This window comes from Rhizobium sp. A37_96, assembly GCF_053521765.1.
Genome location: NZ_JBNWDS010000009.1, coordinates 84052 through 99691 on the forward strand (window position 1 = coordinate 84052; position 15640 = coordinate 99691).

Sequence of the window (15640 nt, forward strand, 5' to 3'; positions counted from 1 at the left end):
CGGTGGCCATGCTGCCCGGCCTTAAAGGCCGAGCGTCCTCAGATAATCGCGATTGTGCTTGGCGATCGGAAAGGGCTTTTCCGGCGGGCAGGGATACATGTCCTGCTCGACGACGGCGAAACCGTCATAGTTCCTGGCTTCGAGGAATTTCACCACCTCGGCGAAATCGATGACGCCTTTGTCGAGTTCGCACATCACGCCCATCTGGAAGGCGTCCATGAAGGGAATGTTCTCGTCGGTGATGCGCTGGCGCAACGCGCCGTCCATGTTCTTGAAGTGATAATAGGGAATGCGGTCGGCATGGCGGGCCATGAAGGCGAGCGGATCGGCACCGGTATAGATGTGGTGGCCGAGATCGAAGCAGAGCCCGACATGCTCCGGCAGCGTATCGGCCAGAAGCCGCTCGATTTCCGCTTCCGTCTCGATACAGGTACCGACATGCGGATGGAAGACGAACTTCATGCCATATTCCTCGACGACGCGCTTGGCGGTCGCGCTGACGATGGCGATCATCTTGGCCCACGCCTGGTCATCGAGCAGGCGATCGCCGGGTGCGGCATAGGATTCGGATTCGTCCATCAGCACGAACCATTCGGCACCCGCCGCCTTCAAGAGCGCGCAGATCGGCCCGACGCGGGCGGCGAGCGTTTCGTCGGAATCGGCAAGCGACAGCGGGTGGACAACGCCGGTGCCGCAGAGCCTGATATCGCGGCGTCCGAGTTCCGAAAGCAGCGTTTCGGGATCGGTCGGCAGATAGCCCCAGGGGCCGAGTTCGGTCCAGCCGTAGCCGGCCTTCTGCACCTCGTCGAGATAGCGTTCCCAACCGACCTGCTTTTCGTCCTTCGGATACCAGACGCCCCAGGAGTCCGGCGCTGTCGCCACTTTGATCGTCATTATCTGTCACCTAGTATTTGGAATGGGCGGTCCGCGCCGCCGTTTCACCGGTGCGGACCGTAATTGTCGGAACGTGTTACCAGCCGCCGCGCGACTTCAGCGCATCAAGCTTCGATGCCAGGTCGTCGATGGAGGCATCGCTTGCCGAGGGATCCGCCAGAGCCGCATGGAGGGCGTTGGAAATCTCGGTCGAGACGCGCGGGTAGTCGCTGCCGGTCACGCTGGTCGGACGGGTGACGACATTCTCGAAGGCTGCCTTGGCGGTCGTCAGGAAGGGAATGGCCTTCAGGACATCGGCGTCGGAAAAGAGCGACGAGATGCTCGGAATATAGGAGCCTGCCAATGCCCGGCGCTTTTCTTCCTTCTCCCCGGCGAGATAGGCGACGAGCGCTGCTGCTTCCTTCGGATGGGTCGAGTATTTCGACACGCCGAGATAGGCGGCCCCGTCGATGCCGACATGCTGGCCGTTCGCGCCCTTCGGCAGCGGCGCAACCCCGACCTTGTCCTTGATGGCGCTGTCGGCGCCGTTGGCGAGCGACCAGGCATAGGCCCAGTTGCGCATGAAGACGGCATCGCCGTTCTGGAAGACGCCGCGCGAACCCTCTTCGTCATAGTTGAGGACGCCCTGGGGCGAGATCGTTCCGGCCCAGCCGGCCGCCGTCTTCAATGTTTCCTTGGCAGCCGGCGAGCCGATGGTGATCTTGCCGTCCGCATCGATGAAGGTGCCGGCACCGCTGCTGGCGAACCATTCGGTGGCATTGCAGACGAGGCCTTCATAGGCGCGGCCCTGCCAGACATAGCCCCACATCTTGTCGTTGCCGGCCTTGCGTTCGCCGTCCTGGACAAGCTGCGCCGTCGTGGTCAGGTCAGCCCAGGTTTCCGGAACCTTGGCGCCGTATTTGTCGAGCAGATCCTTGCGATAGAAGAGCAGGCCGGTGTCCATGTACCATGGCATGGCCACGAATTTGCCGTTGACCGTGCCTGCCGCGACGGCCGAGGGGAAGTATTTGTCGACGCTGCCGGCGGGCAGGGCGTCCTTCAGATCAAGCAGGTGGCTCTTCAGCGGGCCGACCCAGACGCCATCCAGGATCATCACATCGACATCGGTCGATTGTGCCGAAAGCAATTGCTGGTAGAGCGACAGCACGTCGTCCCAGTTTGCCGGCATCGTGGTGATCTTCACCTCGTTGCCGCTTTCCTTGGCCCAGGCTTCGGAGCCTTCCTTGCACAATTGCAGTTCAATGCCGGAGGACGAGCAGAAGATGTTGATGGTTTCGGCCTGCGAGATGGCCGGATAGGCGGCCGTGAACCCGAGTGCCGCGATACCGAATGCGAATGCCTTGCTAATGGTCATGACATACTCCCCTTTTATTAAATCCAGATTATGGATCATAATACCGAGAAGCTTACGGCTGTAAATGGAATATTCCGGCGTTTTGGCAAAAAAGATCGAATATTTATTCTATTTTGCGCTTGAGCTGCCGTTTCGCTTTCGCTAATTAAATGCATTGTTCGAATTTAATTGGCGTTTTTAAAGCGCAACATAGGAGTTGGATATGCGATTGAAGGTTGGTCTGGTTGGGCTTGGAGAAGTGGCGCAACTGATGCACATTCCGACGCTTCACAAATTGCAGGATCGGTTCGAGCTCGCCGCCGTCCACGACGTCTCGCCTTCGGTGCTGGCGCAGGTGGCCGACCATTGGAAGATCGAGAAACGCTACGGCACGGTGGCGGCGCTATTTGCCGATCCCGAGATCGATGCCGTGCTGATCCTCAGCCCCGACCAGCACCACGGCGAGCAGGCAAGGGCGGCGATCGCCGCCGGCAAGCATGTGTTCATCGAAAAGCCGGCCTGCCTGACGGCTGCAGATCTGGAGACGCTCGTGGCGGCCGAAGCCGCCTCCGATCGTGTCGTCATGGTCGGCTACATGCGCCGCTTCGCGCCGGCCTTCGTGGCCGCCAAGCAGGAACTGGAAAACTTCGGACCGATCTCCTATGTCCGCGTCCGCGACGTGATCTGCGAAGGGCCATGGTTCTTCAACCAGACCGACACGGTCGTCACGCCGGACGGCGATATTCCGGCGGCGCTGATCGACGAGAGCCGGGCGCTTCGCAAGGCGATGATGGACGCCATGTGCGGAGCCGATGCGCCGGCGATCGTCAGGCGAGGCTATGAAGTCATGACCGGACTGTGCTCGCATTCGCTGTCTGCCATGCGCGACCTCCTGGGCAGTTCGCCGAAGCGGGTGATCGGTGCGCAACTGTCGCAGAATGGCGAGCAGCTCACGGCCATGTTCGACTATGGCAGCTTCACCGCCATCTACGAATGCCTTATCGACGATATCGCGCGCTTCGATGCTGAGATCGAGGTGTTTTCGAAGAACAAGCGTCTGCACTTCCGTTACAACACACCGTATCTGCGCAATCTGCCCATGACGCTGGAAGTGCAGGAAAGCACCGCCGACAGCAATCTCGTGCGCACCCTTGGGCCCTTCCACACGGATGCGTTCCAGATCGAGCTCGAGGCCTTTCATTCCTCCATCACCAAGGGGGCGCCGAACCGCACGCCCCCGTCCGATTCGAAAGAGGATATCGAGCTTTTCTCGAAGATCCTGGCCGTAGCGAAGTCGACCCTGGCCGGGTGAGAACCGGGATATCTGCTCTATGCAGACGCCCGGCTCGCCGGTGAGCGAGCCGGCGAACTGAGATAAACCCGATCGGCGTGAGGGACGCTTCCTCACGCTGATCGGGCTGAAGATTGCGCATTGCGACAGGGCGGGTTTTGCGATCAGAATCCGCTGATCAGCTCGATCTTCGTGCCGTCGCTAAATCGCCTGAAGCGAAAATCCTTCGGATCGACGATCGGTGTGTGGCCTGTGACGAGGTCGGCCATGAGGCGTCCGGCTGCCGGGCCAATGCCGAAGCCATGACCTGAGAAGCCCGTCGCGACATGGAAGCCGGGGATCGTATCGACGGCGTCGATGACGGGAACGGCATCGGGCGTCACGTCGATCATTCCCGCCCAGCGTTGGGATATCTCCGCCTTTTCGAAAACCGGGAAAGCCTTCCGCAGCTCGGCCAGCGCGCTCGCCGTTATCGCCTTGGAGGGAACGGGATCAAGAACGCGATTATATTCGAAGGGAGAGGGCTCATCCAGCGACCACCGGCGTGGCATGCGCAGATCATCGAAATAGCGGGCGCCAAGATGGAAGCTCAACGATCGCCATTCGTGCCTGAAAGCCGGAAGGAATTGCAGGGCATAGCGAAAGGACGCAGGCACGATGTCGACGATGTTCCGCATGCCGTCGGCAATCGTGTAGCCGCCATCCATGCGTTTGCGGATTGCAAAACCGCTTGCCCATATCGCTTCCTCCGGGCCGCCCTCGAGCGGCTTGGTGCGCAGGACCGAGTTCATGACCTTCAACTGCGGCAGGTCGAGAGCATGGTTGCCCAGGAACAGGCTGGACCATGCCCCGCCGGCCAGAACGGCGGCCTTGCAGGCGATCTCACCGCGCTCCGTGACGACGCCCGATACGCGCCCGCCGGACAATTGCAGTCCCCTGACCGCACATTCCGTGAGGATATGCGCACCGCGGTCTCGGGCAGCTTCGGCGATGGCGGGGGCTGCCCTTTGCGGCTCCGCCCGGCAATCGCCGGCGGTATAGAGCGCGCCGGCAATCTTGAGGTTGGAGCCCGGATACTTGTCCTTGAATTCCGCCGCGCTCAGCATGCGGCTTTCGATCTGGTAGCCCTCGAGGTTTCGGTTCCAGCGCCGGTTCTCTTCGAACTCCTCTTCCGTCGTGCAGGTAAAGAGGATGCCCGCGCGTTTGAAGCCGGTTTCGCGACCTGTCCGACGATTGAGATCGGCCCAGATGCGCAAGGATTCCGCCATCAACGGCACCTCGCGCGGATCGCGTCTTGAAATCCTGACCCAGCCCCAGTTTCGGCTGGATTGTTCATGGCCGATTCCGCCCTTTTCGCAAAGGGCGACCCTGAGACCCCGCTCGACGAGTTCCAGCGCCGTCGAGGCGCCGATGATACCGCCGCCGATGACCACCACATCCACTTCCTTCGGCAATTCGGCATCGCCATGGACGGGAACGACGTATGGGCCAGGCATTGGCAGCTACTCCTTGAAGGGTAATGGACGGGACGTCGATGCCAAAACGGATTGAACCGGCGTGGCCCGAGCTGGGTGCCCGATTTGTCAATGTTTCGCCGGCGCTCTTCAGCCTCCGGCGCCCATGGGATAATCCACGCGACGCTGCATTGCAAACAGCTTCCGAGGCTCTTGCGGCAAGATCCTTGAGCCGGTGTCGGAAGGGTATTCGATTGGCAATCTGGATCGCGAGACCATGAGGGACAATCGGCCTCATATCGGTGAGAGGCGTCTGAGCATCTGTGCGCCTGTCGGCGGCCCTTTGCTGGCCGAGGATCGACGCCGGAAGGGGTTTCCCGACGTCGCGCAGGCCTCTGGTATAGGGCTATTGACAATAATACGGTCGTACGTATTCTGATAATCGACGCTTTACGAGAGCGGTCGAAACCGAAGTTTTCCCGATGTCTTGCAGGATGAGCCCAATGAGAACCGATATCAGACTACCAGTCGTTCCCGTGCTTGAGTCTCAAATGGCATTTCGCGAAGAAGGGGGGCGTGACAGCCCGGTTGCCATCTTTCTCCATGGCAATCCCACGTCGTCGTATATATGGCGCAATATCATTCCGCTCGTCGCGGGCGAGGCGCGTTGCATCGCTCCGGATCTGATCGGGTTCGGACAATCCGGCAAGCCGGACATAGAATATCGTTTCGACGATCATGTTCGCTATCTCGATGCCTTCATCGATCGGATGGAAATCGAAAATGCCTATCTCGTTGCCCAGGATTGGGGAACGGCGCTTGCCTTTCATCTCGCGGCGCGCCGTCCCGACTTTGTTCGCGGTCTCGTCTTCATGGAATTCACGCGACCGTTTCCGACCTGGGACGAATTTCTGGGAGATAAGACGGAACGCGAGATTTTTCGGAAATTCCGCACGGCCGGCGAGGGGGAGAGGCTGATCCTGGAGGAGAACGCGTTTGTCGAGGGCGTGCTGCCGGGGGCAACGGTGCGAAAATTCAGCGAGGAGGAGATGGCAATCTATCGCGCGCCGTTTCCGACGCCGGCATCGAGAAAACCTACGTGGCGTTTTCCCAATGAACTGCCGATTGCGGGCGAACCGGCGGATGTCTATTCCACGATCGAGAAGGCGCATGAGGCATTGGCCGCGTCGCGATATCCGAAACTCCTTTTCTCCGGAGATCCGGGCGCGCTTGTCTCGCCCCGCGTCGCCGAGGATTTTGCTCGAAGACTTCATGACTGCAGGCTGGTCAAGCTGGGATCCGGTCTTCACTACCTGCAGGAGGATCACGCGGAGATCATCGGGGAAACCACCGCGCAGTTTATTTCCGAAGTCGAAGCGGCAAACACTGCTCCCTGAGCAGGGGATACGCATTTCCTTCGGGAGTTTGTTGCCGCCGTCGTCGGGACGGCGGCTTCGGCGTATGGGCATTCGCACGGCCGCTCCCGCGCGGCACCTGATCCAATCATCTCGGGGTTCCGAGCGGAACTGGCCGGGTCGATCCCGACGTCCGTACTTGATCCTACCGGGCCCCGTCGTTGAAAACGATCGAAAGCATGATCGTCTTGAAGCGCTCCAGTGGCTTGGCGTCGCGAGAAACCTTCATCCGCAAAATTGCGCCTTCCCAGCCGCCGAGAAGAAATTCCGCGAGGTCGTCAGGAGGGAAGGTGGAGGCTATGTCTCCGGATTTTTGACCTTCGGCGATGCAAGCCGCAAAGGGCGCCGACCACTCGGTGAAAATCTCCAGCAGTCGCTCCCGAAGCAGATCGCTCTGCGGTGCTGCTTCCAGGCTGAAGTCTCCGATGAGACATCCACGGCTGAAACCATCGCCGGCCAAACGCTCCGTAATGATGTCGAGATAGCGGGCAATCCGGTCGCGGGGCGTAAGCCTCATATCTCCCAAGGCCTCGTCTATCGCAGTTTTGAGGTCTCCAAAATAGAGGTCGAGCACCTCCCTGGCGAACTCCTCTTTGGACTGGAAGTGGTTGGTGAACGATCCCTGGGGGACGCCCGCTTCGGCAACGATGTCGCGAACCCCGGCACCGACATAGCCTTTGCGGAGCATGACCTTTCGGCCGGCTTTCAGAATAGTGTCGCGATGAGAAGGTTTCGGCATAGGCCTATAATATGTACGACCATATTTTTGTCAATGAAGCGGCGGCTCGCGCGAAACGAAACGGGCATGGAGCGGCCACGATTGCCGCCGCCCCACACTTAATCCGCTTTCGTCGCGTGTTTTTCAGCCGTGCGAGGCTGCGGCGATGGCTTCGCCGCGGATCTCTTCCGTCAGCTTCAGCCGAAGTGCCGAGAATTCCGGGCTCGCCTTGATGGTGTAGTGGCGCGGATGGGGCAGATCGACCGGCGTGATCGATTTGATGCGGCCCGGGCGCGCCGTCATCGTCACCACGCGCGATGCCATGAAAACCGCTTCCTCGATGTCGTGGGTGACGAAGACCACCGTCTTCTGCTCGCGTTCCCAGATGCCGAGCAGCAGCTCCTGCATCAGCCCGCGGGTCTGATTGTCAAGCGCGCCGAAAGGCTCGTCGAGCAGGAGAATTTTCGGATCGTTGGCGAGCGCGCGGGCAATCGCCGTGCGCTGCTGCATGCCCCCGGACAATTGCTTCGGCCAATGGTCCTCAAAGCCGCGCAGTCCGACCTTGTCGATATAGCTGGCGACGATGTCGTCCCGTTCTCTTTCGGCGACGCCGCGTTCGCGCAGGCCGAAGGCAACGTTCTGGCGTATCGTCAGCCATGGAAACAGTGTGTAGGACTGGAACACCATGCCGCGATCGGCGCTAGGGCCGGTCACTTCCTTGCCATCCAGGGTCACTGTCCCTGTCGTCGGCCGGTCGAGGCCGGCGATGATCCGCAGCAGCGTGGACTTGCCGCAGCCGGAGGGCCCGAGGATGGTAACGAAGTCGTTGCGGGGAATGTCGAGTGTCGTCGGCTGCAGGGCCAGGGTCGGCGTGCCGCCCCGCACGCCGGGAAAGGTGCGGCTGACATCCTTGATGCGAAGTTCGCCGGGAACGCTCATGCAAACCTCCATGCGAACAGCTTGCGGTTCACGAACTTGAAAGCGAAGTCTGAAACGAGGCCGATCAGGCCGATGACGATGATGCCGAAGATGATCTGGCCCGTGGCGAGGAGCGCCTGACTGTTGATGATCATGTAGCCGATGCCCGAAGACGCGCCGATCAGTTCGGCGACGATGACATAGGTCCAGGCCCAGCCGAGAACGAGCCGCAGCGTTTCGCCGATATCGGGGGCGGCCGCGGGGATCAACACGCGCCGGACAACGCCCCGGTCGGTGGCGCCCAGAGTATAAGCCGCTTCTACCAGATCCCGTCGCGTACCGGACACAGAAACCGCCACCATCAGAATGATCTGGAACACGGCGCCGATGAAGATGACGAGCAGCTTCTGCGTTTCTCCGATACCGGCCCAAAGGATGAGCAATGGTACGAAGGCCGAAGCAGGCAGATAGCGGGCAAAGGAGACGAACGGTTCGAGGAGCGCCTCGATGGGCTTGTAGGCTCCCATGAGGATGCCGAGCGGCACGGCGATCAGCGCCGACAGGATAAAGCCGCCGAGCACGCGCCAGATCGTCATGCCGATATCGAAGAGAAAGCCCTGATTGACGAGGAGATCGTAGCCGTCCGTCGCCATGGTGATGGGGTCGGCAAGAAAGGTCTTGGAGACAAAGCCGCCGAGCGTCAGGCAACCCCAGCCGATGAAGAAAAGAATGAAGAAGAGCATGCCGTACAGGAGCCGGCTGCCGGGACTGATGGGTTCTAGCGGGCGCATCGTGTCTCTTGTCGTGGAGGGAGGCGTGTCGAGAGCTCGACACGCCCGAGGAGCGTTTCGGGCCTTACTCGATGAAGGATGGATCGGCCAGCTTCGAAAGATCCGGCTTGGTCTTGATGACGCCGGCATCGAGAAGGATCTTGGCGGCCTCCTCGTTGAAGCTCTTGAAGGTCGAGCCGAAGAACTTTTTCGCGGCCGCCTTGTCCTGCCATTCCAGATAGGCTGCCGATTCGCCGAATTCCTTGCCGGACTGCTTTACGTCCTTGCCCATGATTTCGAAGGACTTGTCCTTGTCTTTGTTGATCATTTCAAGCGCGTCGTAATAGCTCGCGGCCAGTGCTTTGGCGGCATCCGGATGCTCCTTCAGGAAGGCCGTCGTGCAGCCGAACGTATCCATGACGGCCGGATAATCGAGCGTGGTTGCGATGATCTTGCCCTTGTCCGGCGCGGCGCGCACGGCCGACAGATAGGGCTCATAGGTCACGGCCGCATCGTTCTGGCCTGCGAGCAGCGCCTGGGCGGCAGGGCCCGGCTCCATGTTGACGATCTTGACGTCCTTCATGGTCATGCCGTTCTTGGCAAGGATGTAGGCGAGAAGGAAGTATGGCGAAGTTCCCGGCGCGGATGCGGCCACGGCCTTGCCCTTGAGGCCGGCGACATTCTCGATTCCCGGCTTGGCGGCAATGCCGTCGGCGCCATGCGAGACGTCGAGCTGGAATATCTGCGTTGTCGCCACGCCCGCGGCATTCCAGACGATCCAGGTTTCCACGGTGGTCGCCGCGCATTGGATGTCGCCGGAGGCAAGTGCCAGATGGCGGCTGGCCTGCGGCACCTTCGGCAGCGTGACGTCAAGCCCGTGCTTCTTGAAGATACCGGCCTCCTTGGCCAGCGTCAGCGGTGCGAAGCCGGTCCAGCCGGAGATGCCGATCGCCACCTTCGTGTCGGCCGCTTGCGCATGACTAAAGCCAGCCAACGCGACGGAGGCTGCGAGAAACAATGCCTTTTTCATGATGTGAAGTTCCCTGCTCGTTGTTAAGGCAGTTGACGTTACTGCCGTTTTTATCAGCACTATATTGCGCACGCGACGTTTTCTTGTCTAGACAAAATAGCTCGCTCCACGTCATAATTAAAGTGGATGCGGGAACGTCGACGCTGCTGGATTTGGATTGAAAAAATCGGCAGACTCGGGCGCACGGTCGCGATGACAACGGTCGCGCGGCTGCTGATATCGCGCACGCTTTTCCCATCTACGTCGGAATAAATCGGACCGCCCTTGCGGATCGCGAAATGATTGCCGCCGTGCCAGAATTCCGGTGTGCGGCGGCGGCACTGGCCAGCAGGCGGCGCACCGGAGACTATTCCGACCATCGTTGTCCTGATCGGCAATTTCAGGCACGCGGCGGGTATGGGCCTGTCTATCGACGAAGCCTGTCAGGGCGCCTGCGGCGCCATCGGGAATGAGCGGCTGCCTGATCCTCGACGGCGCCGACCGCGCCGTCGAGGATCAGTGTATTTCCGTCCAGGCCTCAAGCAGTCGGAGCTGCTTGCTCCTTGGAGAAAATGCGGTCGAGCGAGGGTGCAAGGCTCAGAAGCTCGCGCGTGTACGTATGTTGCGGTGCCGAAAACAGCGTTTCCGTGTCCGCCAGCTCGACGATCTCGCCCGCTTTCATCACTGCGACGCGGTCGCACATCTGGCGGATCACCGCCAGGTCATGGCTGATGAACAGGACCGACAGGCCGGCGAGATCGCGCAGATCCTTGAGAAGATTGAGGATCTGGGCCTGGACGGAGACATCGAGGGCCGATGTCGGCTCGTCGCAGATCAGCATCGTCGGCCGTGGCCCGAGCGCCCTGGCGATGGCGATACGCTGACGCTGACCGCCGGAGAAGGCATGTGCGAAGCGTTGGCCGGCGTCGCCCGGCAGGCCGACGGCCTCCAGCAGCGTCCTTGCGTCGAACTGCGCCTGCTCTGCATTCGCGGCGAGTTTGTAGAAAAGGATCGGCTCGGCGATTGCCGAATTGATCCGCAGTCGCGGGTTGAGCGCCGAATAGGGATCCTGAAACACCATCTGCATCGATCGGCGAACCGATTGCTCGCGGTTGCCGGCAAGCGACGTTCCCTGGAAATCGATGCTGCCCGAAGTCTGTGTCACGAGCCCGGCGATGGTGTTGGCGACGGTCGTCTTGCCGCAGCCGGATTCGCCGACAAGGCCGAAGATCTCGCCGCGGCGCACATCGAACGACACGTCCTTCACGGCCTTGAAGACCGACGCCTTTCGGCCCGGGAGGAGCGATCGCTTGCCATATTCGACGCAGATGTTGCGCACGTTCAGTACGACATCGTCCGTGGCTGCCGCACGAATCTCGACGCTCTTCCTGCGTACGGCCTCGCGGGCCTCGAGCGTGACCTTGGTCTCCTCGCTCGGAACCGGCAGGCGATCGAGCCTGACGTCGATCGGCGGAACGGCGGCAATCAGCGTTCGGGCATAGGGCGCCTTCGGCGCGGTCAGCACCTCGCGCGTCGGCCCGCTCTCGACCACGCGCCCGTTCTGCATGATCGTCACGCGGTCCGCGATTTCGGCGACGACGCCCATGTTGTGCGTTACGAGCAGGACGCCGACCCGCCGCGCATTGGCGAGATCGCGGATGAGCTTGAGGATCTGCGCCTGCACCGACACATCGAGCGCCGTCGTCGGTTCATCGGCGACGATCAGCTTGGGGTCGCAGGCGAGCGCCGTCGCGATGACGACACGCTGTCGCTGGCCGCCCGACAGCTGATGCGGATAGTTGCCAAGCCGCCGCTCCGGTTCCGGAATGCCGACGGCCTTCATCAGTTCGAGTGCGCGGGCGCGGGCCTCGCGGCGGTCGATCTTCAGATGCGCCAGCATGCCTTCGCACAACTGGCTTTCCACAGTGAATAGCGGGTTGAGGCTGGTCATGGGGTCTTGAAAGATCGCGCCGACGTCGCGGCCGGGAATGATGCCTTCCGTGCGGCCGGTGCGCACGTCGATGGGCTTGCCGGCGATCATGATCGACCCCGCGGCAATCCGCCCCGGCGCCTGTAAGAGGCCCATGAGCGCGTTGCCGACCGTGGTCTTGCCGGCGCCGGATTCGCCGACGAGCGCATGGATCTCGCCGGGGGCGATGGTCAGGTTGACGTCGTCGACCGCCGCCAGCGTTTCGCCGTTGGCGAGCGGATATTCCACCCGCAGGTTCCTGATGTCGAGGACAGGTGTCGGTGCGTGTATCATCAGCGTGCCATCAGTTTGGGGTTGAAGCGATCGCGGAGATAATCGCCGATCACGTTGACGGCGAGAACGAGTATCACCAGAACGGCAGCCGGCATCACGGCGATCCACCAGAGGCCGGAGAACAGGAACTCGTTGCCGATCCGGATCAGCGTGCCGAGCGAGGGATAGGTCGGAGGCATGCCGGCGCCGAGGAACGACAGCGTCGCCTCGGTAAGGATGGCGCCAGCAAGGTTGATGGTGGCAATGACCATCACCGCGCTTATCACGTTCGGCAGGATGTGCCGGATCATGATGCGGCGTGACGGCAGCCCGATCACCTTTGCCGCTCGCACATAGTCTCTGGAGACCTCGACCATGGTGGAGGCCCGCACGGTGCGCGCATATTGCACCCACTCGTTGGCGGCGATCGCAAAGACCAGGATGGCGGGCGCCCATGTGAGGACCGTGTCGGAGCTGAGCTGCGCCTTGGCGACACCGCTGATGAGGAGCGCCACCAGGATCGTCGGGAAGCTGACGAGCACATCGGCGACGCGCATCACCACATTGTCGACGCGGCCGCCGAAAAAGCCGGCGATCAGACCGAGAAGAACACCCATTGTCGCGGCAAAGAGCACGGCTCCGATACCGATCAGCACGGATATGCGCAGGCCGAACAGGATCACCGAGACGAGGTCTCGCCCCTGGTTGTCCGTGCCGAGCAGGAAGCGCGCGTCGCCGCCATCCATGAAGACGGGCGGGATTTCCGCGTCGATGAGCGAATAGGACGAGACGTCGCGGGGATCCATGGGCGCGATCATCGGCGCAAAGATCACCAGCACCAGCATCGTCGCGAGCACCAGGCCGGCGATCATGACGGAAACCGGCGGAAGTCGTTGAATCAGTCGAGCTTGCCTGGCCATTATCTTGTCCTCAGCCGGGGATCGATGAAGGTGTAGAGAATGTCGACGATCGTGTTGATAAGAACGAACAGGAAGCCGACGAACAGGAGATAGGCCGAAAGAACCGGTATATCCGGGTAGCCGACCGCATTGGTGAAGAGCAGGCCCATGCCCGGCCACTGAAAGACCGTTTCAGTGACGATGGCGAAGGCAATAAGCTGGCCGATCTGCAGACCCGTCACGGTGACGACGGGCATCAGCGCATTGCGCAGAGCCAGACGCCCATAGACATAAGGGCGGGGCAGGCCGCGCGCGAAAGCGAAGCGGATATAGTCCGACGACAGGACGTCGATCATTTCCGAGCGCACCAACCGCATGATCAGCGTCAACTGGAAGAGCGCAAGCGTGATCGAAGGCAGGATGAGCGACTTCAATCCGGAGATCGTCAGGAAGCCCGTCTGCCAGAAGCCGAGATCGACAACGTCACCACGACCGGAAGACGGCAGCCATCGCAGATTGACGGCGAAGACGAGGATCAACAGCAGCCCGGTAACGAAGGTGGGCATCGAAATGCCGACGAGCGTCAGCGACTGCGTAAGTCGCGAAAGCGCTCCATTGGGCTTCAGCGCGCAGACGACGCCGAGCGGAATGCCGACCGCAAGCGATATGATCGTGGCGACGATCACCAGTTCCAGCGTGGCGGGAAGCCGGCTCATCAGCAGGTTGGCGACGGGTTGCTGATAGCGGAAGCTCGTGCCGAGATTGCCATGCAGCACCCGGCCGACAAATTCGAGAAACTGGACAACGAGCGGCTTGTCGAGGCCAAGCGCAGCGCGAAGAGCGTCTTTTTCGCTCTGGGTGGCGCCCTCCCGCACCATGGCGGCAATCGGGTCGCCGACAAATCGGAACATGATGAAGGCGATGGCCGTTACGGCAACCATCACGAGGATGGCCTGCAGTAGCCTTGTCGTTAGAATCCTGATCATCGGAATATACCTTGCAGGGGCGCGGCGAGAATCTGGAACCTCAAAAACGCGCTGCTTTGCTGCCTTGCCTTGAGGACGATCCCGAACGTCCTGTCCGGGATCGCACAGCAATGCAGGGCTATCGGGTTCACTTCATCTGGGCGAACCAGGGACGTACGTATTCGTCAGCGAACTGAGGAATATCGACCTTGTCGCTCATTGCCCAGGCAACCGGCTGCTGGTGCAGCGGCAGGTAGAGTGCCTGATCGTGGGCGATGCGGAAGGCGTCTTTCAGCATTTGGACGCGCTTGCCTTCGTCGAGTTCGGTCGATGCCGAACGCGCAAGAGCATCGATCTTCGGGTCCGAAAGACCGTTCGGGTTGCTGCCGCCATAGGTGCCGTCATTGGTGGCAAGCAGGGACTGCAGGACGCTGTAGCCATCCATCGGCGGCAGCGATGCCCAGCCGAGCATGTAGATGTCGAAGTCACCATTGTCCTGGTGCGGGAAGTAGGTCGTCTTGCTCTCGACGCCGACATTGGCCTTGACGCCGATCTTGGCCCACATGGAGGCAATCGCCAGGCAGATCTGCTCGTCGGCGATGTAGCGGTCGTTCGGGCAATTCAGGCCGACCTGGAAGCCGTCGGCGTATCCGGCCTGCTCCATCAGCGATTTCGCGGTTTTCAGGTCGTAGGCAAGGGGCTCGTCGATGGTCTTGTCGTAACCGGTGACCTCGGGTGCGACCAGCATACCCGACGTGCGGGACTTGCCGCGCATCAGCCGCTTCTGAATGGTATTCAGGTCGATGGCATGCCACAGCGCCTGGCGTACCTTTACGTCCAGAAGCGGGTTGGGCTTGCCCGGCATGGCATGAAGCTGCGGGCGGAAGTTGAAGCCGAGGAAGATTTCGCGGAGCGATGGGTTTTCGACCACCTTCAGTCCCGGCGTGTTGCTGACACGGTCGATGTCCTGCAAGGGGATGGGCGCGATCATATCGAGCTCGCCGGAGAGAAGCGCCGCAACGCGCGTGGCATCCGAGGCGATCGGGCGGTATTCCACGCCCGTCAGATTGTGCTGGGGCTTGTCCCACCAGCTCTCATTGACGGCGAAAACCGATTTTGCGTCCGGCTCATAGCTGACGAGCTTGAACGGGCCGGTGCCGTTGGCATGGTTGCTGGCATAGGTGGTGACGCCGGTCGACGCGTTGCCCGGCTTCAGGGCGTCATGCTCCACCATCCACGGCTTGCTCATGATGTAGACGGCGGCGAGGTCGTTGAGAAGCAGCGGATAGGGGCCGCGAAGAATGATGTCGACGGTGTAGTCGTCGACCTTTTCGGCGCCGATGACGGCCGGCAGGTTCTCGCGGTTGCGCGAGCCCGGATCGATCTCACGCAGGATCGTGGCGACGACGTCGTCGGCGTTGAAGGGCTGGCCCTCATGGAACTTGACGCCCTGACGCAGCTTGAAGCGCCAGCGTGTCGGCGAGATCACCTCCCAGGAGGTCGCAAGCGCCGGCTCGAGCTGCAGGTTCTTGTTACGGCGCACCAGCGGATCGAACACCATGTGATGAACGCTCTGGGTGAAGCTGTCGACCTGGGCGTTCGGGTCGTACGAGATGACGTCGCCGGACGACGACCAGCGTAGTGTCTTTGCGAACGACGGCGTCGTCAGCGGTATGATGATGGCTAGCCCTGCCAGCAGGGTCTTCAGATAGGTTTTCACTTGTATCTCCCT

At 61.3% G+C, this 15640-nt stretch carries 14 protein-coding genes; 2 read left to right on the top strand and 12 right to left on the bottom strand.

What is annotated here, in order from left to right:
- Positions 1–21: 21 nt before the first annotated feature.
- The gene (locus tag ACQZ6J_RS21535) at positions 22–894 is read right to left on the bottom strand and encodes a sugar phosphate isomerase/epimerase family protein (RefSeq protein WP_449085551.1); all 873 of its coding nucleotides are present in this window, start codon (positions 892–894) and stop codon (positions 22–24) included.
- 76 nt (positions 895–970) lie between these two features.
- Entirely contained in the window at positions 971–2248 is a 1278-nt protein-coding gene (locus ACQZ6J_RS21540; protein ID WP_449085552.1) for an ABC transporter substrate-binding protein, read from the bottom strand.
- Between the two features lie 202 nt (positions 2249–2450).
- Between ACQZ6J_RS21540 and ACQZ6J_RS21545 the strand changes: the two genes are divergently transcribed.
- The gene (locus ACQZ6J_RS21545) at positions 2451–3539 is read left to right on the top strand and encodes a Gfo/Idh/MocA family protein (protein ID WP_449085553.1); all 1089 of its coding nucleotides are present in this window, start codon (positions 2451–2453) and stop codon (positions 3537–3539) included.
- Positions 3540–3682: 143 nt separating this feature from the next.
- Here the strand turns inward: ACQZ6J_RS21545 and ACQZ6J_RS21550 are convergent, their stop codons facing one another.
- Positions 3683–5014: an NAD(P)/FAD-dependent oxidoreductase gene (locus ACQZ6J_RS21550; protein WP_449085554.1), complete on the bottom strand. Its 1332-nt coding sequence runs from the start codon at positions 5012–5014 to the stop codon at positions 3683–3685.
- 461 nt (positions 5015–5475) lie between these two features.
- On the opposite strand from ACQZ6J_RS21550, the gene ACQZ6J_RS21555 reads away from it, so the two are divergent.
- Entirely contained in the window at positions 5476–6369 is an 894-nt protein-coding gene (locus tag ACQZ6J_RS21555) for a haloalkane dehalogenase (RefSeq protein WP_449085555.1), read from the top strand.
- Positions 6370–6532: 163 nt separating this feature from the next.
- Here ACQZ6J_RS21555 and ACQZ6J_RS21560 read toward each other — a convergent pair whose 3' ends face one another.
- From ACQZ6J_RS21560 to ACQZ6J_RS21600, 9 genes are all read right to left on the bottom strand, one after another.
- On the bottom strand, positions 6533–7126 hold the full coding sequence (locus ACQZ6J_RS21560; protein ID WP_449085556.1) for a TetR family transcriptional regulator C-terminal domain-containing protein: 594 nt from the start codon (positions 7124–7126) through the stop codon (positions 6533–6535).
- Positions 7127–7249: 123 nt separating this feature from the next.
- Positions 7250–8044, bottom strand: a complete 795-nt coding sequence (locus ACQZ6J_RS21565; protein ID WP_163989611.1) for an ABC transporter ATP-binding protein — start codon at positions 8042–8044, stop codon at positions 7250–7252.
- On the bottom strand, positions 8041–8814 hold the full coding sequence (locus ACQZ6J_RS21570; RefSeq protein ID WP_163989609.1) for an ABC transporter permease: 774 nt from the start codon (positions 8812–8814) through the stop codon (positions 8041–8043). The genes ACQZ6J_RS21565 and ACQZ6J_RS21570 overlap by 4 nt, the downstream gene beginning before the upstream one ends.
- 64 nt (positions 8815–8878) lie before the next feature.
- A complete protein-coding gene (locus ACQZ6J_RS21575) occupies positions 8879–9823 on the bottom strand; it encodes an ABC transporter substrate-binding protein (RefSeq protein ID WP_449085557.1) in 945 nt (314 codons plus the stop codon).
- A 59-nt stretch (positions 9824–9882) separates the two neighbouring features.
- Positions 9883–10182, bottom strand: a complete 300-nt coding sequence (locus ACQZ6J_RS21580; protein ID WP_449085558.1) for a hypothetical protein — start codon at positions 10180–10182, stop codon at positions 9883–9885.
- Between the two features lie 158 nt (positions 10183–10340).
- On the bottom strand, positions 10341–12065 hold the full coding sequence (locus tag ACQZ6J_RS21585; RefSeq protein ID WP_449085559.1) for a dipeptide ABC transporter ATP-binding protein: 1725 nt from the start codon (positions 12063–12065) through the stop codon (positions 10341–10343).
- Positions 12065–12964 (bottom strand): ABC transporter permease, encoded by a 900-nt coding sequence (locus tag ACQZ6J_RS21590; RefSeq protein ID WP_163989604.1) that lies wholly within the window; start codon positions 12962–12964, stop codon positions 12065–12067. Before ACQZ6J_RS21590 ends, ACQZ6J_RS21585 begins: the two co-directional genes overlap by 1 nt.
- Positions 12964–13929: an ABC transporter permease gene (locus ACQZ6J_RS21595; RefSeq protein WP_449085560.1), complete on the bottom strand. Its 966-nt coding sequence runs from the start codon at positions 13927–13929 to the stop codon at positions 12964–12966. The genes ACQZ6J_RS21590 and ACQZ6J_RS21595 overlap by 1 nt, the downstream gene beginning before the upstream one ends.
- Positions 13930–14056: 127 nt before the next feature.
- The gene (locus ACQZ6J_RS21600; protein ID WP_449085561.1) at positions 14057–15628 is read right to left on the bottom strand and encodes an ABC transporter substrate-binding protein; all 1572 of its coding nucleotides are present in this window, start codon (positions 15626–15628) and stop codon (positions 14057–14059) included.
- Positions 15629–15640 lie beyond the last annotated feature (12 nt).